This is a genomic window from Pseudomonas sp. Tof1 (assembly GCF_055390395.1).
This window is the reverse complement of sequence record NZ_AP024344.1, coordinates 6,331,917-6,349,543: the sequence shown is the minus strand read 5'-3', so window position 1 is coordinate 6,349,543 and position 17,627 is coordinate 6,331,917. Positions and strand designations below refer to the sequence as shown.

Here is a 17,627-nt window from a genome sequence, read left to right as displayed (position 1 = left end):
TTCACGGGCAATATCTAGAAATGCCGTTCGCGGCCGGCGAAAAGGTCGCGTAGATTGCCACGGTGGCGCCATACGATCAGCCCGGTCAGTACGCTCATCGGCAACAGCGCCGCCGGCTCCTGCCAGGCCAGCAGCGGCAGGGTCAGCGGTGTGGCGATCAAGGCGGCCAGCGAGCTGGTGCGGGTGAGGTAGAAGGTCAGGATCCAGGTGGCGATGGCCAGCAGGGCCGCTGGAGGGTAGAGCCCCAGCAGCATGCCGGCCGCCGTCGCCACCCCCTTGCCGCCGCGAAAGCGGAAATAGAGGGGAAACAGGTGGCCGAGAACGGCGCAGACGCCGATCCAGGCCTGTTGTTGCAGCGTCATGCCGGCTAGCCCGGCGATCAGTACCGGCAGCAGGCCTTTGAGCAGGTCGCCGAGTAGCGTCAGGATCGCCAGTTTCTTGCCGGCCAGGCGCAGCATGTTGGTGGCGCCGGCATTGCCCGAACCACTCATTCGCGGATCGGGCGTACCGGTCAGGCGGCTGAGCAAAATGGCGAAGGACAGAGAGCCGAGCAGGTAGGCGAGGATCGCCAGTAACCAAAACATGCTAACTATTCCGGGCGAGGACGCCCTGATTCTAACGGCGCATTGCGCCCTTGTCGTGCTGCGGAGAAGAGTGCTTGGACAGAGTGTTTATCGAGGGCCTGGAAGTCGACACGGTGATCGGGGCCTACGACTGGGAGCGCGGCATCAGGCAATGCCTGCGTCTTGACCTCAGTTTCGCCTGGGACAACCGCCCGGCCGCGGCAGGGGATGACCTGACCCTGGCGCTCGACTACGCCAGCGTGTCGACGCGGATCCAGGCTTTTGCCGAGCAGTCGCAGTTCCAGTTGGTGGAAACCTTTGCCGAGCGCCTGGCCGAAGTGCTCATGAGCGAGTTCCAGATTCCCTGGCTGCACCTCAAGTTGACCAAGCCGGGGGCGGTTGCGGCCGCCAGGGGCGTGGGCGTGGAGATCGAGCGCGGATGTCGCTAACTCAGGTTTATCTCGGGCTCGGCAGCAACATCGAGCGCGAAACCCATTTGTGCGCCGGTCTGGATGCCCTTGCCGGGTTTCTGCAGGATATCCGCTGCTCGGCGGTGTTCGAGAGCCAGCCGGTGGGGATCAGGAGCGGGCCGTTCTTCAACCTGGTGGTGTCGGCCCTGACCGATCTGCCGTTGATGGAGCTGGATCGTCGACTGAAGTTCATCGAGGCCGACAACGGCCGTTATGCGCCGGATCGCAAAGGCTTGCCGCTGGATATCGATGTCCTGCTGTATGGTGAGCAGGTAGGGAATTTCGACGGGCTGATCCTGCCGCGTGCCGAAATCCTGAAAAATGCATTCGTATTGTGGCCATTATCGCTGATTGCGCCGCAAAAGCTGCATCCCGAAGCCGGGAAGAGTTTTGCGACGTTGTGGCGCGAGGCGCGGATCGATCAGGTGCTGGCTCCCGTTGCGTTCGAATGGCGCGGCGAGCAACTGACACCCGCCGCGTTGCTGGCGGCATCGGCCTGAGCCGAAGCCTCGTCAGCCTGTGGGAGCTGGCTTGCCGGTGCGGCGTCCTTGATATAGCGCAGAGCTTCGCGGGCAAGCCCGCTCCCACATCGGACCATGTTCCTCAACGGGCGGTCGTGTTTTTCTCCTTGTAGACCTTTAGGGCGGTCAGGCGCTCGCGGCGCAGCGCCTCGCCCAGCGCCGGTCCCTTGTAGCCCTTTTCGATCAGCGGCTGAACCGCGACGGCCTTGGCCGCCTGCGCCGCGCCGCGCAGGTAGGCGGCCTGCGGATAATCCCGCTGTTCCAGCCCCTGGCGCCCGCGGGCATCCATTTCACAGGCGGCGATGAATTCCTCGAAGCGTTGCGGCCGACGATAGACATCGAAACTCTGCAGTAGCTCCAGCAGGGTCGAGGCTTTCAGTTCGAGAGCGCGATGGCTGTGGGTGTGATACTCACCCACCAGCAAGGCCAGCTCCTGGCAATCGCGGGGCACCTTGTAGCGCTCGTTGATGGCCTTGATCAGAGCAAGCCCCCTGGCTTCGTGGGCAATGTGCCTCGGCCATTCCTCCTCGGGGGTGAGACCCTTGCCCAGGTCATGCAGCAGGCAGGCCCAGCGTACGGTCAGGGGTTGCTGGTGGCGGGCGGCCTGTTCCAGCACGCTCAGGGTGTGCCGACCCGTATCGATCTCCGGATGGTGGGCGGCTGGCTGCGGGACACCAAAGAGGGCCTCTATCTCGGGAAACAGCACTGCCAGGGCGCCACATTCGCGCAGTACCTGGATGAATACCTGAGGCTGTTCCTCCATCAGGGCCCGGGAGATTTCCTTCCAGCTGCGCTCCGGTGTCAGCGCCTCCAGTTCGCCCGACTCCGCCAACTGACGCATCAGTGCGAGCGTCTGTGGCGCCACCGTGAACCCGAGGCCGGCATAACGGGCGGCAAAGCGGGCAACGCGCAATACGCGCAGGGGGTCTTCGGCGAATGCCGGGGAAACGTGCCGCAATACGCGATTTTCGAGATCCTGCTGGCCGTGGTAGGGGTCGGTCAGGTTGCCGTGGTCGTCTTCGGCCATGGCGTTGATCGTCAGGTCGCGACGGATCAGGTCCTCTTCGAGGGTGACCTCGGGACTGGCATGGAAGGTGAAACCGCCGTAGCCGCGCCCGCTCTTGCGTTCGGTGCGGGCCAGGGCGTATTCCTCGCCGCTTTTGGGGTGGAGAAACACCGGGAAGTCCGCTCCGACCGGGCGAAAGCCCCTGGCGAGCATCTCTTCACTGGTGGCACCGACCACGACCCAGTCGATATCGGTGACCGCGCGGCCCAGCAGGCGATCACGTACCGCACCGCCGACTTTATAGATCTGCATGAAAAACCTCCGTTAGCCGGACAGGATAACCTGTGTTGTCCGCCAACGGAGGTGTCTGCAACTCAGAGGTGAATCACGGCCAGGTCGAGTCGACCGTACTCGCTTTCGCCGTGTTCGCCTTTGGGGGGGACGTGATGGGTCTTCATGATCTGGTCGCCCTGCAGGGTTTCCAGGTGGATGTCGAAGCCCCACAGGCGATGCAGATGCTTGAGTACCTCCTCGGTCGAGTCGCCCAGGGGTTTGCGGTTGTGTTGCTGGTGGCGCAGGGTGAGCGAACGGTCGCCGCGGCGGTCGATGCTCCAGATCTGCACGTTGGGCTCGCGGTTGCCCAGGTTGTACTGGGCGGCCAGGGTTTCGCGGATGGTCCGGTAGCCGCTTTCGTCGTGGATGGCCGGTACCAGCAGGTCGTCGCGTTGATCGTCGTCGAGAATGCTGAACAGCTTCAGGTCGCGGATCACCTTGGGCGACAGGTACTGCAGGATGAAACTCTCGTCCTTGAAGCTGCTCATGGCGAACTTGATGCTCGACAACCAGTCGCTGCCCGCCAGCTCGGGGAACCAGCGGCGGTCTTCTTCGGTGGGTTCCTCGCACATCCGGCGGATGTCGCGGTACATCGCGAAGCCCAGGGCATAAGGGTTGATCCCGCTGTAGTAGGGGCTGTCGAAGCCGGGCTGGAACACCACGCTGGTATGGGAGGCGAGGAATTCCATCATGAAGCCGTCGGTGACCAGGCCTTCGTCGTAGAGATCGTTCATCAGGGTGTAGTGCCAGAACGTCGCCCAGCCTTCGTTCATCACCTGGGTCTGGCGCTGCGGATAGAAGTACTGGGCGATCTTGCGCACGATCCGCACGATTTCCCGCTGCCAGGGTTCCAGCAGCGGCGCGTGTTTCTCGATGAAATAGAGAATGTTCTCCTGGGGTTCGGAGGGGAAGCGGGCGTTGTCCTTCTCGCTGAGCTTGTCCGCGCCCTTGGGAATGGTTCGCCACAGGTCGTTGATCTGTTTCTGCAGGTGTTCTTCACGCTCCTTCTGCCGACGCCGTTCCTCCTCCGCGGAGATCGGGTAGGGGCGCTTGTAGCGGTCGACGCCGTAGTTCATCAGGGCGTGGCAGGAGTCGAGCAGGTCCTCGACGGCGTCGATACCGTGGCGTTCCTCGCACTGGGTGATGTACTGCTTGGCGAAAACCAGATAGTCGATGATCGAGCTGGCATCGGTCCAGGTACGGAACAGGTAGTTGCCCTTGAAGAAGCTGTTGTGGCCGTAGCAGGCGTGCGCGACCACCAGCGCCTGCATGCAGATGGTGTTTTCCTCCATCAGGTAGGCGATGCAGGGGTCGGAATTGATCACGATCTCGTAGGCCAGGCCCATCTGGCCGCGGCTGTAGGACTTCTCGGTGCTGAGGAAGTGCTTGCCGTAGGACCAGTGGTGATAGCCCAGGGGCATCCCCACCGAGGCATAGGCATCCATCATCTGCTCGGCGGTGATCACCTCGATCTGGTTGGGGTAGGTGTCCAGGGCGTAGCGCTCGGCGATACGGCTGATTTCGCGGTCGTAGGCCTGGATCAGTTCGAAGGTCCATTCCGAGCCGGTGGAAATGGGTTGGCGCTTGGGCTGTTTCTGCTCTCTGGAGGTCATGTCACTAACCTGCGCTGGAAGAGTTCACGGAAGACCGGATAGATATCGGCGGCCGATACCAGCTGCTGCTGGGCAAACGTATCGCTGAACGCTTCGCTGATGCGTTCGTACTCGTACCACAGGGCCTGGTGTTCGCGCGGGGTGATCTCTACATAAGTGTAGTACTGCACGAACGGCATGATCTGGTTGATCAGGATGTCGCGGCAGATCGGCGAATCATCGTTCCAGTTGTCGCCGTCGGAGGCCTGGGCGGCATAGATGTTCCATTCGTTGGTTGGATAGCGTTCGGCCATGATCTCCTGCATCAGCTTCAGGGCGCTGGAGACGATGGTGCCGCCGGTTTCCCGCGAGTAGAAGAACTCCTCCTCGTCGACCTCCCGGGCGCTGGTGTGATGGCGGATGAACACCACTTCGATCTTGTCGTAGTTACGCTTGAGGAACAGGTACAGCAGGATGAAGAAGCGCTTGGCGATGTCCTTGGTCGCCTGGGTCATCGAGCCGGACACGTCCATCAGGCAGAACATCACGGCCTTGGAGCTGGGGTTGGGTTGCTTGACCAGCAGGTTGTACTTGAGGTCGAACGTATCGAGGAACGGCACGCGGTGAATGCGCGCGCTGAGTCGTTCGATTTCCGCCTCGATTTCCTGGATATCGCCGAAGTTGTCCGGTTCTTCGCGTTTCAGTCGCTCCAGTTCGGCCTTGGCCTCCTTGAGTTTCGCCCGGCTGCTGCCGGACAGGGCGATGCGTCGGGCATGGGCCGAGCGCAGGGTGCGGATGATGTTGATGCGCGAGGGGTTGCCCTCGTTGCTGATCCCGGCGCGGACGGTCTTGTAGGTGTCGGTGCCGGTGAGGTTGCGCTTGACCAGGTTCGGCAGTTCCAGGTCCTCGAACATGAATTCGAGGAATTCCTCCTGGGTGATCTGGAAGACGAACTCATCCATCCCTTCGCCGGAGTTGCCGGCCTTACCGGGACCGCGTCCGCCGCCTCCGCCCTGTGGCCTGGGAATGTGTTCGCCGGTGGTGAATTCCTTGTTGCCGGGATGGACCACGGTCTGCTTGCCGCCGCGTCCATGGTGGAGCACCGGCTCGTCGATGTCGCGACCGGGAATGCTGATCTGTTCGCCGTGTTCCATGTCGGTGATGGAACGGCGGCTCACGGCCTCCTCGACCGCTTTCTTGATGTGGTCACGGTAACGCCGCAGGAAGCGCTGGCGGTTCACCGTGCTCTTGTTCTTGCCATTGAGGCGTCGGTCGATCACATAGCTCATGGTGGAGCCCTCCGGGCAGCTTCAAGTTACAGGCTTCCAGCACCGGGCTGGAAACTCGGGGACAAGCGGTTGGCTGCGCGGACCGCGGACACGCCGGTGGACGTGTCGACGACCTGCAGCCTGGCGCTTGCAGCTGCCGTTACTGCGACTTGCGAACCCGCAGGTACCACTCGGAGAGCAGGCGTACCTGTTTGTCGGTGTAGCCGCGTTCGACCATGCGTGTGACGAAGTCGTTGTGTTTCTGTTGATCCTCCTTGCTGGCCTTGGCGTTGAAGCTGATGACCGGCAGCAGATCCTCGGTGTTGGAGAACATTTTCTTCTCGATCACCACCCGCAGCTTCTCGTAGCTGAGCCAGGTCGGATTCTTGCCGTTGTTGTTGGCCCGGGCGCGCAGTACGAAGTTGACGATTTCGTTGCGGAAATCCTTCGGATTGCTGATGCCGGCCGGTTTCTCGATCTTTTCCAGTTCCTCGTTGAGCGCGACGCGATTGAGGATCTCGCCGGTTTCCGGATCGCGGTATTCCTGGTCCTGGATCCAGAAGTCGGCGTACAGCACGTAGCGATCGAAAATGTTCTGGCCGTACTCGCTGTAGGATTCCAGGTAGGCAGTCTGGATTTCCTTGCCGATGAACTCGATGTAGCGCGGTGCCAGGTATTCCTTGAGGTAGCGCAGGTAGCGTTCGCGGGTTTCGGCCTGGAACTGTTCCTGTTCGATCTGCTGTTCGAGCACATACAGCAGGTGTACCGGGTTGGCGGCGATCTCATGGGGGTCGAAGTTGAAGACCTTGGACAGGATCTTGAACGCGAAGCGGGTCGACAGGCCGTTCATGCCTTCATCGACGCCAGCCGCGTCGCGGTATTCCTGGATCGACTTGGCCTTGGGATCGGTGTCCTTGAGGTTTTCCCCGTCGTAGACGCGCATTTTCGAGTAGATGTTCGAGTTTTCCGGCTCCTTGAGGCGCGAGAGCACGGTGAACTGGGCGAGCATCCGCAGGGTGTCGGGCGCGCAGTGCGCCTTGGACAGCGAACTGTTGTGCAGCAGCTTGTCGTAGATCTTCACCTCGTCGCTGACCCGCAGGCAGTACGGGACCTTGACGATGTAGATCCGGTCGATGAACGCCTCGTTGTTCTTGTTGTTGCGGAAGGTGTGCCATTCCGATTCGTTGGAGTGCGCCAGCAGTACGCCGGTGAAGGGAATCGCCCCCAGGCCTTCGGTGCTGTTGTAGTTGCCTTCCTGGGTGGCGGTCAGCAATGGGTGCAGCACCTTGATCGGTGCCTTGAACATCTCGACGAACTCCATCAGGCCCTGGTTGGCCCGGCACAGGGCGCCTGAGTAGCTGTAGGCGTCGGCGTCGTTCTGCGGGAATTCCTCCAGCTTGCGGATATCGACCTTGCCCACCAGCGCGGAAATGTCCTGGTTGTTCTCGTCACCGGGCTCGGTCTTGGCCACGGCGATCTGGTTGAGGATCGAAGGGTAGAGCTTGACCACGCGGAACTGGCTGATGTCGCCGCCGAACTCGGCCAGGCGCTTGGTCGCCCAGGGCGACATGATGGTGTTCAGGTAGCGCCGCGGAATGCCGAAGTCTTCCTCGAGGATCGCGCCGTCCTCCGTGGCGTTGAACAGGCCCAGTGGCGACTCGAACACCGGCGAGCCCTTGATGGCGTAGAAGGGCACCTTCTCGATCAGTTGTTTCAGCTTTTCCGCCAGGGAGGATTTACCACCCCCACCGGACCGAGCAGATAGAGGATCTGTTTCTTCTCTTCCAGGCCCTGGGCGGCGTGGCGGAAATACGAAACGATCTGGTCGATGCATTCCTCCATCCCATGGAAGTCTTCAAAGGCCGGATAGCGACGGATCACCTTGTTGGAGAAGATGCGCGACAACCGTGAGTTGGTGGACGTATCCAGCAGTTCGGGTTCGCCGATTGCCAGTAGCATCCTCTCGGCTGCCGAGGCGTAGGCGCTGCGATCCTTTTTGCACAGCTCAAGATACTCCTGCAGCGTGAGTTCTTCCTGCCGTGTGGATTCGAAGCGTTGTTGGAAATGGCTGAATATGCTCATGACGTCACCTCGCTCGATACTTGGAGCCGGTGCCGGATCAGTCAGTCAAGTGCTGGCATGCAACGGTGAAGCCGTTGCCGTTTACCCCCCAGAACACCTTCAAGGCGGCGGTGGCCTTGAAAATTACTACCGATGACCCGTACGCCGGTGTACCGGCTCTCCCCTGATTTGGATGGCCTCGCGCTTAAGGATAGTTCGGAATCGGGGAGGTCAAGGCGGGATGCGCAATTAGTTGCGCTTTACCGTTCGTCAGGAAATGCTCTAGCCCGCGGTTCGTGCGGGCTTGAGCGGAAGAAAAAAATTATTCGGAAATATCTTGAGCGATTTCCGAAGGATAGGTCGTACGCCACAGTTCGAAGCCGCCATCCAGGCTGTAGACCTCGGAGAAACCCTGGCCCGCCAGGTAGGCTGCCGCACTCTGGCTGGAATTGCCGTGGTAGCAGCACACCACCAGCGGCTTATCCAGATCGGCGTTGGTGATGAAGTCGTGCAGTGAGTGATTGTCCAGGTGTTTCGCGCCCGCGATGTGCTGCAGGGCGAATGCCTGCGGATCGCGGATGTCGACGACCACGGCACCTTGCTCGCGCAGGGCCTGGGCTTGTTCGGGAGGGATGCGTTTGAATTCGCTCATGGTTGGCTCCGGTCGGGGGCTTGTAGGTCGTAGAGTCAGCGATAGAGCCAGGCGCGGAATCGCTCGGCCAGGGTCGGCGGTGGTGCGACGCCGCCCTGGCTGTCGCACTTGCAGCTCAGGCGCTCGCCGGTGTCGACGTTCATCAGGGTCATGGCACTGCCCCAGACACAACCGGTGTCGAGGGCGAAGATGTCCGGCACGTCGCATTGGCCTTCGAGTGCGGCCCAATGACCGAAGATGATCTTCAGCCCCTGGGTCCTGCGCTCCCTGAAGCTGAACCAGGGCGCGTAGCCGGCCGGCGCGGTGTCGGCGCCTTCCTTGCCCTTGAGGTCGAGTTTGCCTTCGGCGGTGCAGAAGCGCATGCGGGTGAAATAGTTGGTGATCACCCGCAGGCGGGTGATGCCTTCCAGGTCGCCGTCCCACTTGTTCGGTTCGTTGCCGTACATGCCAGCCAGGAAGGGCCTGAACTGCTGGTCGTCACGCAGGGCCGCTTCGACTTCCGCGGCGAGTTTGAGCGCCTTTTTCAGCGACCACTGTGGCGGAATACCGGCATGGACCAGTGCCACGTTGCGTTCCGGGTCATGATGCAGCAGCTTCTGCTGGCGCAACCAGCCGAGCAGTTCCGGTGCATCCGGGGCTTCGAGTACTTCGCGCAGGGTGTCGCTTTTCTTCAGGCGTTCAACGTTCTGCGCGGCAGCCAGCAGGTGCAGGTCATGATTACCGAGCACGCAGACCAGCGAGTCGCGCATGCGATAGAGGTAGCGCAGGGTCTCCAGGGACTGCGGGCCGCGGTTGACCAGGTCGCCGACCAGCCACAGGCGATCGCAGGCAGGGTCGAAGCGCACCCGTTCGAGCAGGCACTTGAGCGGTTCCAGGCAGCCTTGCAGGTCGCCGACGGCGTACACCGCCATCAGTGCAGGGCTCCGGGTACGGCAAGACGGAACGGCGCGATGATGGCGTCGAATTGCTGACCATCCTCAGCCAGCATCTGGTAGCTGCCGTGCATGTTGCCGACCTGGGTGGTCATGACCGTGCCACTGCTGTAGGTGTGGCTTTCTCCGACTTCGATCAGCGGTTGCTGGCCGACCACGCCGGCCCCGCGAACCTCCTCCACGTGGCCGTCACCGTCGGTGATCACCCAGTGTCGGGACAGCAGGCGCGCAGGCAACTGCCCGTTGTTCTGCACGGTAATGGTGTAGGCAAAGGCGAAGCGGTTCTGTTCGGGCTGGGATTGTTCAGCGAGGAACCGGGTGACGACGCTGACGTCGACCTGATAGCGAGGATCGGACATGCAAGAGGCCTTGGAAGCAAAAGCGAAAGATGCGACTGATGGCACTCAGTCTAGGCCAAGTGCCGGGTAGTAGGCCAGATATGCTGTCTGGCGCCGTACCCGGTCACGGTGGGGTGTACTGTCAGTCGGTGACAGGCGACTTGTCGGACTGTTCGCTGAGCTTGTCGGCCAGGCGGACGAAGGCGGCCAGGTCCAGTTGCTCCGGGCGCAGGCTGCCATCGACGCCGGCGGCCTCGATGTCGGCGCTGCTGAGCAGGGCCTTGAGCGTGTTGCGCAGGGTCTTGCGGCGCTGGTTGAAGGCTTCGCGAACGATGCGTTCCAGCAGGCGGTGATCCTTGGCCGGGTGCGGTAGCACCTGGTGAGGTACCAGGCGGACGATCGCCGAGTCGACCTTGGGTGGCGGATTGAAAGCGCCAGGGCCGACGTTGAACAGGTGTTCGACGCGGCAGTGATACTGGACCATGATCGACAGGCGACCCCAGTCGCCTCCACCGGGGCCGGCGGCCAGACGCTCGACGACTTCCTTCTGCAGCATGAAGTGCATGTCGCGGATCAGGCTGGCATTGTCCAGCAGGTGGAAAATCAGTGGTGTCGAGATGTTGTAGGGCAGGTTGCCGACTACTCGCAGGCTGTTGGGGGCGGCGTTCAGCGTGGTGAAGTCGAACTTCAGTGCATCGCCCTGATGCAGTTGGAAGTTCGGCTTGCCGGCGAACTGCTGGTTGAGGATCGGGACCAGGTCCTTGTCCAGTTCAACCACGTCCAGTTGTGCGCCGCTGCTCAGCAGGCCTTCGGTCAGGGCGCCCTGGCCCGGGCCGATTTCCAGCATGCGGTCTTCGGCCTTGGCTCGGATGGCCCGCAGGATGCGATCGATCACGCCGGCATCATGCAGGAAGTTCTGGCCGAAGCGCTTGCGCGCCCGGTGTTGGTATTGCTCGCTCATAAACGGGTCTCGGCCATCTGGTAGGCGGTTTCCAGGGCGACTTGCAGGCTGCCGGTGTCGATTTTGCCGCTGCCGGCCAGGTCCAGGGCAGTGCCGTGGTCGACCGAGGTGCGGATGATCGGCAAGCCGAGGGTCACGTTGACTGCCGCGCCGAAGCCTTTGTATTTCAGCACGGGCAGGCCCTGATCATGGTACATCGCCAGCACCGCGTCGCAGTGCTCCAGATATTTGGGGGTAAACAGAGTGTCGGCGGGCAGCGGGCCGCGCAAGTCCATGCCCTCACTGCGCAGACGCTCCAGGGTCGGTTCGATGACGTCGATCTCTTCGTGGCCCAGGTGACCACCTTCACCGGCATGGGGGTTGAGCCCGCATACCAGGATTCGTGGCTGGGCGATGCCGAACTTTTCCTTGAGATCGGTGTGCAGGATGCGCGTGACGCGCTCCAGGCGCTCGTCGGTAATCGCGTCGGCCACCTGGCGCAGCGGCAGGTGCGTGGTGACCAGCGCCACGCGCAGTCCGCGGGTGGCGAGCATCATCACCACCTGGCGGGTATGGGTCAGGTCGGCGAGGAACTCCGTGTGCCCGGAAAAGGCGATCCCGGAGTCGTTGATCACGCCCTTGTGCACCGGAGCGGTGATCATGCCGGCGAAATCGCCGTTGAGGCAGCCTTCGCCGGCGCGAGTCAGGGTTTCCAGGACGAAGGCCGCGTTGGCCTGCTCCAGTTGCCCGGGCACGACCGGGGCGGCCAGTGGCGTATCCCAGACGTAGAGGCTGCCAGCGGGGGCCGGCTGCTCTGGCCAATGGTCCGGCCCTACCGGCAGCAGGTCGACGGCCACGGCCAGTTGCGTGGCCCGCTCGGCGAGCAGGTCACGACTGGTAATGGCAATCAGGGGGTAGGGCTGGGGCTGCGAGGCCAGCAGCAGGCAAAGGTCTGGACCGATGCCTGCCGGCTCGCCGGGGGTCAGCGCAAAACGCCAGGGTTTCACTTGGCTGCCTGGTCTGCGCCAGGGAGCTTGATTTCAACGTAGGCCTCGTCGCGGATCTGACGCAGCCAGGTCTGCAGCTCCTCGTCGTACTTGCGGTTACGCAGTACGGTCATGGCCTGTTGCTCGCGAGCCTGATTGGTGCTGTCGGTGGCGCGACGGCCGAGGACTTCCAGCACGTGCCAGCCGTATTGGGTCTTGAATGGCTTGGACAGCACGCCTTGCGGGGTCTTGGCCATCACTTCCTGGAACTCGGGAACGAGTACCTTCGGGTCGATCCAGTTCAGGTCTCCACCGTTGAGAGCCGAACCCGGGTCTTCCGAAAAGCTCTTGGCCAGGGTGGCGAAGTCTTCACCATTCTGGATGCGCTCGTAGAGTTTCTGGGCCAGTGCCTGGGTCTCGGCTTCGCTGCGGATGGCGTTCGGCTTGATCAGGATGTGACGAACATGCACTTCGTCGCGCATCTGGGTCTCGCCACCACGCTTGTCCAGTACCTTGAGGATGATGAAACCACCGGGTGCACGGGCTGGCTCGGTGATCCCGCCTACCGGCAGGTTGCTCAACATCTGGTCGAACGGTGGTGGCAGTTGTGCCGGCTTGCGCCAGCCCATGTCACCGCCTTCGAGGGCGTTGTCGCTGCCGGACTTGGCAATCGCCAACTGGGCGAAGTCGGCACCCTGCTTCAGCTGCCGGTAGATGTCCTGGGCCTGGGCCGCCGCGGCCTGGATGGCTTGCGAACTGGCGCTGTCCGGGGTGGCGATCAGGATGTTGGCCAGGTGCAGTTCTTCAGAAAGCTGCATCTTGCCCAGGTCCGAGGCGAGGAAGTTCTTCACTTCCTGTTCGGACACCTGCACCCGCTCGGCAACCCGGCGCTGGCGCACGCGGCTGATGATCATTTCACGGCGAACCTGGTCGCGGGCGTCCTCGTAGGAGAGGCCGTCGTGGGCCAGGGCGGCCTTGAACTGGTCGATCGACATGTTGTTGCGCTGGGCGATGCTGCCGATGGCCTGGTTCAGTTCCTCATCGGAAATGCGAATGCCGGAACGTTCGCCGATCTGCAGCTGCAGGTTCTCGACGATCAGGCGGTCGAGGACCTGCTGGTCCAGGACGCTGGTCGGTGGTACGCCGCCGCCGCGCTTGGCAATGCTCTGCTGGACTTCGTGGACGCGCTGGTCCAGTTGGCTCTGCATGATCACGTCGTTGTCGACGATCGCCACGACGTTGTCCAGGGGTTGTACCGCGGCGTGAACCGCGGCACTCAGGGCCAGTGCGCCCAGCATCAGCGGGCGCAGACAATCAGAAAGCTTGATCTTCACGTTCACGATAACCTTGGATGCCTTTGTCGAGGAAGGTTTCTACTTTCTGGCCGAGAACGCCGCCCAGACCCTTCAGGACAATTTGGAGGAAGATGCCGTGGTCGCCTTTCTCGTTCTGTGGGGCTTCCTGACTGAATTCGTCATACTTGACCCAGTAACGGTTGATCAGGCGCAGTTTCCAGCAGCAGTTGTCATACTCGAAACCACCAAAGGCTTCCAGCGTGCGGTTGCGGTTGTAGTCGTACTGCCAGCGGCTGATGACGTTCCACTGCGGCACCACCGGCCAGATGACCGAGAAATCGTGCTGCTGGATCTTGTAGTAGTCCTTCACGTAGCCAGGCGTGCCTGGAGTGCCGTAGTCACCACCGAACTGCCACTGACCGGTGTTCTGGTTGTAGATGACCTGGTCGTTGCGATAGCGATAGCCGGCGTTGAAGACCTTGTTCGGGTTGTCTTCAGGCTGGTAGTGGAACATCGCACTGCCCGAGCGTGGGCTGTGGCTGTCCGGGTCCCAGTTGTAGTCGGCGGTCGCGCGCCAGTCGCGGTTGAAACGGTAGGCGTATTCCAGGGCGTAGGGCGATACGTTGGCCTTGGCGTCGGCGCGGGTATGGTAGTCGACACCTGGCAATTGAACGGCGCGGTCCTTGAAGTACAGGGCCTGGCCGACGCTGATGCGCTGGCGCTCGAAGCCGTTGTCCTCGATCCAGCGGCTGGTCACGCCCAGGGACAGCTTGTTCTCGTCGCCGACACGGTCCGAACCGGAGAAACGGTTCTCGCGGAACAGCGAGGCGTAGTTGAAGCTGTACTCACCCGTATCGAAAACCGGAATGTCCTTCTGGTCCTTCTCTGGAACGTAGAGATAGAACAGGCGTGGTTCCAGGGTCTGGCGATAGTTGGTGCCGAACATGCTGGTGTTGCGGTCGAAGTACAGGCCGCTGTCGATGCTGGCGATAGGCACGCCACGGCTTTGCGAGCTGCTGTAGCTCTCACCCAAGGCAGAAGCGTTGCCACGGTTGGTGAGCAGATCCTCTCTGCCCTGGGCGCCAAGGTCCAGATCGTACTTGGTGTACTGGTACTTGAGCGATGGCTTTACGTAGCCATAGGTCCAGTTAAGTGGCAGGCTGACACCTGGCTTGAGATTCAGGCGGTCACCGTTGGCGCGGGCCAGACCGGTGACGTTGGTGTCCAGGCGTGGTGTGCCCACGGTACCGTCCGCGTTGAACGGCCCGCCATCCTTGTCAAAAAAGTTGCCGGTCTCCAGGCTACGTTCAAAACGCACCGCTTCAGTCTCGTAGGTGAAATCGAGACCTTCGGGATGGTAAGGCAGTTCGCCGTTGAAGGTGATCTGCGGCAGGCGGTTGTAAGGCGTGATATTGGACACGCTGGCCATCTGATACGCCTGCAGGTTCAGCTTGGCGGTATAGCTGTCGCCGCGGTAGCTGACGGCAGCCTGCTGGTTGACGTAGTTGCTGCTGTCCTTGACGCCGATCTGGTCGCTGGTCAGGTCCTGGAAGTAGTAGGGGTCGCTGATCTTGGTGTAGTCGACTTCGGTCAGGATACGCGAGTCCAGGCCGCCCTTGTGCTGCCAGTTGAGCATGTAGCGGGTTTTTTCGGAGTCGGTCTGCTTCGAGCGATCGTTGCTGTCGTCGTTCAGGTACGCGCCGCCGAACTGGCCTTCGCTGGACTTGGTCAGGTAGCGGAATTCCCCTTCCATCAGCAAGCCGCGCTTGGTCATGTAGCGTGGGTACAACGTGGCATCGTAGTTCGGTGCCAGGTTGAAGTAGTACGGTGTGACCAGGGTGAAGCCGTTGTCGCTATCCGAACTGAAGCTCGGCGGCAGGAAGCCGGACTGGCGACGGTTGTCGATCGGGAAGTAGATATACGGCGTGTACAGGACCGGAATGTCCTTGACCCGCAGTGTCACGTTGGTCGCGGTACCGAAGCCGGTCGCCGGGTTCAGGGTGATGTTGTTGCCCTTGAGTTGCCAGGCGTTGCTGCTCGGTTCGCAGGTGGTGTACGTACCGTCCTTGAGACGGATGATCGCGTTCTCGGCCCGCTTGGCGTAGAGCGCGCTGCCCCGCACGCGTGACTTGTGCAGCACGTATTCGGCGTTGTCGACCTTGGCTTCGCCGGTGTCCAGCTGGACGTCCGCGTGATCGCCCACCATCAGGGCGCCGTTGTCGCGAACACGCACGTTGCCGCTCAGCTCGCCACGGTTTTCCGCCTGGTACAGGTTCGCCTCGTCGGCCTCGACCTGCATGCTGCCCTGGCGCATGACCACGTCACCGGCCAGGCTGGCGACCTGTTGCTCCTGCTCGTAACGCGAAGCCTTGGCACCGATGAAGGTCGGCGCATCACTTTTATTCGTCTTGTCATTCATGCCAGGACGAATCGGTTCGATATAGGCACCAGAGCAGTATGGTCCGGTCTCGGCCAACTGGGCCGGCGTCAGCTTCTCGCGGGGAACCCAGTCGAGGTGGCTGTAGTCGGCGCTGCGGGATTTCAGACCACGGCCCTTGGCTTCGGTGACCAGCTTGGTCGCCGGCGCGCTGTCGCTGCCGGAGCTGCTGTCCGCGGTGGCCTGGGAGGTGCCGCCGACCGAGCCGGCGTCGTGCACGGGACGCGGTGGCAACTGGGCGGTGGTCGCTTTCGGCGCACAACTCCAGGCGCCCGAAGCCGAGGCCGAGCAGTCATACTGTTCAGCAGCAACAACGAACGAAGTGGCCAGAGGTTGCAGGGCCAGCAAACCGCCGGTGACCAGCAACGGAAACTTTCTACGAAACGCGGGGGATTTCAATGCCATCTTATTAGTCCGGGCTTCCTGCGTGCCATCTGCCCGCGGTAAGGGCCGCACGCCTATCGATGGTCTGAAAAAGATGCTGGATAATAAAGCATGACCCGCTTGACGGCTAGCGCCGTCGGAGACCCTTAGTAATGCCCGACCAAGATCTACGCTTGCAACACCTGAAAGTTTGGCTGGATGAGCAACTGGCATCCCTGTTCCTGGCCAGGGGCTGGGGTGCCGTACCGGACGCCACCCTGACCGCAGCCAGCAGTGACGCGAGTTTCCGCCGGTATTTCCGCTGGCAGGGCGAGGACCGCAGCTTCATCGTGATGGATGCTCCGCCGCCGCGCGAGAACTGCAAACCCTTCGTGGATATTGCCCATTTGCTGGCGAAATCCGGCATCAACGTGCCGGAAATTTATGCTCAGGATCTGGAAAACGGCTTTCTGCTGCTCAACGACCTGGGCAACCGGACCTATCTGGATGTGATCGATGACGAGAACGCCGATGCCCTGTTCGCCGATGCCATCGATGCCTTGCTGGCTTTCCAGCAACTGCCGCTGGAGGCCGATCTGCCGAGCTATGACGTCGCCCTGCTGCGGCGCGAGCTGGAGCTGTTCCCCGAATGGTATGTGGGGCGCGAGTTGGGTGCCGTCTTCAGCCCACGGCAACTGGAGCTGTGGCAGCGGGTCAGTACGTTGTTGATCGACAGTGCCCTGGCACAGCCGAAGGTGCTGGTGCACCGTGACTACATGCCGCGCAACCTGATGCTGAGCGAGCCCAACCCGGGGGTGCTGGACTTTCAGGATGCAGTCTACGGCCCGGTGACCTACGATATTACCTGCCTGTTCAAGGATGCGTTTCTCAGTTGGCCCGAGGCCCGGGTCGTCGATTGGCTGCATGGCTACTGGGAGCGGGCTCGCCAGCAGGGCATTGCGGTCCAGGCGGATTTCGAGGCGTTCCACCGGGCCAGCGACCTGATGGGGGTGCAGCGCCACCTGAAGGTGATCGGTATCTTTGCCCGTATCTGCCATCGCGATGGCAAGCCGCGCTACCTGGCGGACGTGCCGCGCTTCTTCGCCTATATCGAAGCGGTGCTGGCACGCCGGCCGGAGTTGGCCGAGCTGGGTGAACTGCTTGACAGCCTGCGCCTGCCGTCCGGGGCCACGCTATGAGGGCGATGATCCTGGCGGCGGGGAAGGGCGAGCGCATGCGCCCGCTGACCCTGCACATACCCAAGCCGCTGATCCGGGCCAACGGCGTGCCGCTGATCGACTATCACCTGCGGGCCCTGGCGGCGGCCGGCTTCAGGGAGATCGTCATCAATCATGCCTGGCTCGGCCAGCAGATCGAGGATTACCTCGGCGACGGTTCGCGTCATGGCCTGAGCATCGCCTATTCGCCGGAAGGCGAGCCGCTGGAGACCGGTGGCGGGATCTTCCGGGCGCTGCCGTTGCTGGGCGACGAGCCCTTCCTGGTGGTCAATGGCGATATCTGGACCGATTATGATTTCTCGGCATTGCGCCGTCCGCTGGCTGGCCTGGCTCACCTGGTGATGGTCGACAACCCGCCGCATCATCCGTCCGGAGGCGACTTTGCGCTGCTTGACGGTCGGCTGTTCGACGATCGTCCGGATCTGCCCAGGCTGACCTTCAGCGGCATCTCGGTGCTGCATCCGCGACTGTTTGCCGGTTGCCATGCCGGGGCGTTCAAGCTGGCCCCACTGTTGCGCGAGGCCATGGCCCGAGGGCAGGTGAGCGGCGAGCACCTTCAGGGACAGTGGGTGGATGTCGGCACCGTGGAGCGCCTGGCCCAAGTCGAGCAACTGCTGCAAGAGAGGCACTGA

Annotated in this window: 14 protein-coding genes and 2 pseudogenes; 4 read left to right on the top strand and 12 right to left on the bottom strand. The window is 62.1% G+C overall.

The genetic code is table 11. The features are described from left to right. Positions 1-14: 14 nt before the first annotated feature. Complete coding sequence (gene plsY / locus ACZ5KU_RS28660; protein WP_054057028.1) at positions 15-584, bottom strand: glycerol-3-phosphate 1-O-acyltransferase PlsY; 570 nt, start codon at positions 582-584, stop codon at positions 15-17. A gap of 74 nt (positions 585-658) precedes the next feature. On the opposite strand from plsY, the gene folB reads away from it, so the two are divergent. Both folB and folK read left to right on the top strand, forming a co-directional pair. After that, positions 659-1,012, top strand: a complete 354-nt coding sequence (folB, locus tag ACZ5KU_RS28655) for a dihydroneopterin aldolase (protein WP_054057027.1) — start codon at positions 659-661, stop codon at positions 1,010-1,012. Beyond that, complete coding sequence (gene folK, locus ACZ5KU_RS28650) at positions 1,003-1,533, top strand: 2-amino-4-hydroxy-6-hydroxymethyldihydropteridine diphosphokinase (protein ID WP_054057026.1); 531 nt, start codon at positions 1,003-1,005, stop codon at positions 1,531-1,533. Before folB ends, folK begins: the two co-directional genes overlap by 10 nt. 103 nt (positions 1,534-1,636) lie before the next feature. Here folK and ACZ5KU_RS28645 read toward each other — a convergent pair whose 3' ends face one another. The 11 genes and pseudogenes from ACZ5KU_RS28645 to ACZ5KU_RS28595 all read right to left on the bottom strand — a co-directional run. Beyond that, entirely contained in the window at positions 1,637-2,872 is a 1,236-nt protein-coding gene (locus ACZ5KU_RS28645) for a multifunctional CCA addition/repair protein (RefSeq protein WP_464736580.1), read from the bottom strand. A 62-nt stretch (positions 2,873-2,934) separates the two neighbouring features. Beyond that, positions 2,935-4,506 (bottom strand): SpoVR family protein, encoded by a 1,572-nt coding sequence (locus ACZ5KU_RS28640; RefSeq protein ID WP_054057024.1) that lies wholly within the window; start codon positions 4,504-4,506, stop codon positions 2,935-2,937. Then, entirely contained in the window at positions 4,503-5,774 is a 1,272-nt protein-coding gene (locus ACZ5KU_RS28635; protein WP_017902887.1) for a YeaH/YhbH family protein, read from the bottom strand. Before ACZ5KU_RS28635 ends, ACZ5KU_RS28640 begins: the two co-directional genes overlap by 4 nt. A gap of 139 nt (positions 5,775-5,913) precedes the next feature. Continuing rightward, a pseudogene (locus ACZ5KU_RS28630) lies at positions 5,914-7,835 on the bottom strand (PrkA family serine protein kinase). Positions 7,836-8,136: 301 nt separating this feature from the next. After that, positions 8,137-8,466, bottom strand: a complete 330-nt coding sequence (glpE, locus tag ACZ5KU_RS28625) for a thiosulfate sulfurtransferase GlpE (RefSeq protein WP_054057022.1) — start codon at positions 8,464-8,466, stop codon at positions 8,137-8,139. A 35-nt stretch (positions 8,467-8,501) separates the two neighbouring features. Next, on the bottom strand, positions 8,502-9,377 hold the full coding sequence (locus ACZ5KU_RS28620) for a symmetrical bis(5'-nucleosyl)-tetraphosphatase (RefSeq protein ID WP_054057021.1): 876 nt from the start codon (positions 9,375-9,377) through the stop codon (positions 8,502-8,504). Beyond that, positions 9,377-9,757, bottom strand: coding sequence for a Co2+/Mg2+ efflux protein ApaG (gene apaG, locus ACZ5KU_RS28615; protein WP_464736579.1), 381 nt, complete (start codon positions 9,755-9,757; stop codon positions 9,377-9,379). The genes ACZ5KU_RS28620 and apaG overlap by 1 nt, the downstream gene beginning before the upstream one ends. A 121-nt stretch (positions 9,758-9,878) precedes the next feature. Next, complete coding sequence (gene rsmA, locus ACZ5KU_RS28610; RefSeq protein WP_054057019.1) at positions 9,879-10,697, bottom strand: 16S rRNA (adenine(1518)-N(6)/adenine(1519)-N(6))-dimethyltransferase RsmA; 819 nt, start codon at positions 10,695-10,697, stop codon at positions 9,879-9,881. Continuing rightward, positions 10,694-11,683, bottom strand: coding sequence for a 4-hydroxythreonine-4-phosphate dehydrogenase PdxA (gene pdxA, locus ACZ5KU_RS28605; protein ID WP_464736578.1), 990 nt, complete (start codon positions 11,681-11,683; stop codon positions 10,694-10,696). The genes rsmA and pdxA overlap by 4 nt, the downstream gene beginning before the upstream one ends. After that, positions 11,680-13,002, bottom strand: a complete 1,323-nt coding sequence (locus tag ACZ5KU_RS28600) for a peptidylprolyl isomerase (RefSeq protein ID WP_081009941.1) — start codon at positions 13,000-13,002, stop codon at positions 11,680-11,682. Before ACZ5KU_RS28600 ends, pdxA begins: the two co-directional genes overlap by 4 nt. Further along, positions 12,977-15,532, bottom strand: a pseudogene (locus ACZ5KU_RS28595) (LPS-assembly protein LptD); the annotation flags it as partial. The gene ACZ5KU_RS28600 and the pseudogene ACZ5KU_RS28595, both read right to left, overlap by 26 nt. A gap of 398 nt (positions 15,533-15,930) precedes the next feature. Here ACZ5KU_RS28595 and ACZ5KU_RS28590 point away from each other — a divergent pair. Both ACZ5KU_RS28590 and murU read left to right on the top strand, forming a co-directional pair. Next, positions 15,931-16,956, top strand: a complete 1,026-nt coding sequence (locus ACZ5KU_RS28590) for an aminoglycoside phosphotransferase family protein (protein ID WP_416770724.1) — start codon at positions 15,931-15,933, stop codon at positions 16,954-16,956. Then, a complete protein-coding gene (gene murU, locus ACZ5KU_RS28585; RefSeq protein ID WP_464736577.1) occupies positions 16,953-17,627 on the top strand; it encodes an N-acetylmuramate alpha-1-phosphate uridylyltransferase MurU in 675 nt (224 codons plus the stop codon). The genes ACZ5KU_RS28590 and murU overlap by 4 nt, the downstream gene beginning before the upstream one ends.

Bases quoted from the DNA above. Each gene is read 5' to 3' on its own strand.
- plsY (WP_054057028.1), bottom strand. From the start codon at position 584: ATGTTTTGGTTACTGGCGATCCTCGCCTACCTGCTCGGCTCTCTGTCC.
- folK (WP_054057026.1), top strand. From the start codon at position 1,003: ATGTCGCTAACTCAGGTTTATCTCGGGCTCGGCAGCAACATCGAGCGC.
- ACZ5KU_RS28645 (WP_464736580.1), bottom strand. From the start codon at position 2,872: ATGCAGATCTATAAAGTCGGCGGTGCGGTACGTGATCGCCTGCTGGGC.
- ACZ5KU_RS28640 (WP_054057024.1), bottom strand. From the start codon at position 4,506: ATGACCTCCAGAGAGCAGAAACAGCCCAAGCGCCAACCCATTTCCACC.
- ACZ5KU_RS28635 (WP_017902887.1), bottom strand. From the start codon at position 5,774: ATGAGCTATGTGATCGACCGACGCCTCAATGGCAAGAACAAGAGCACG.
- glpE (WP_054057022.1), bottom strand. From the start codon at position 8,466: ATGAGCGAATTCAAACGCATCCCTCCCGAACAAGCCCAGGCCCTGCGC.
- ACZ5KU_RS28620 (WP_054057021.1), bottom strand. From the start codon at position 9,377: ATGGCGGTGTACGCCGTCGGCGACCTGCAAGGCTGCCTGGAACCGCTC.
- apaG (WP_464736579.1), bottom strand. From the start codon at position 9,757: ATGTCCGATCCTCGCTATCAGGTCGACGTCAGCGTCGTCACCCGGTTC.
- rsmA (WP_054057019.1), bottom strand. From the start codon at position 10,697: ATGAGCGAGCAATACCAACACCGGGCGCGCAAGCGCTTCGGCCAGAAC.
- ACZ5KU_RS28590 (WP_416770724.1), top strand. From the start codon at position 15,931: ATGCCCGACCAAGATCTACGCTTGCAACACCTGAAAGTTTGGCTGGAT.
- murU (WP_464736577.1), top strand. From the start codon at position 16,953: ATGAGGGCGATGATCCTGGCGGCGGGGAAGGGCGAGCGCATGCGCCCG.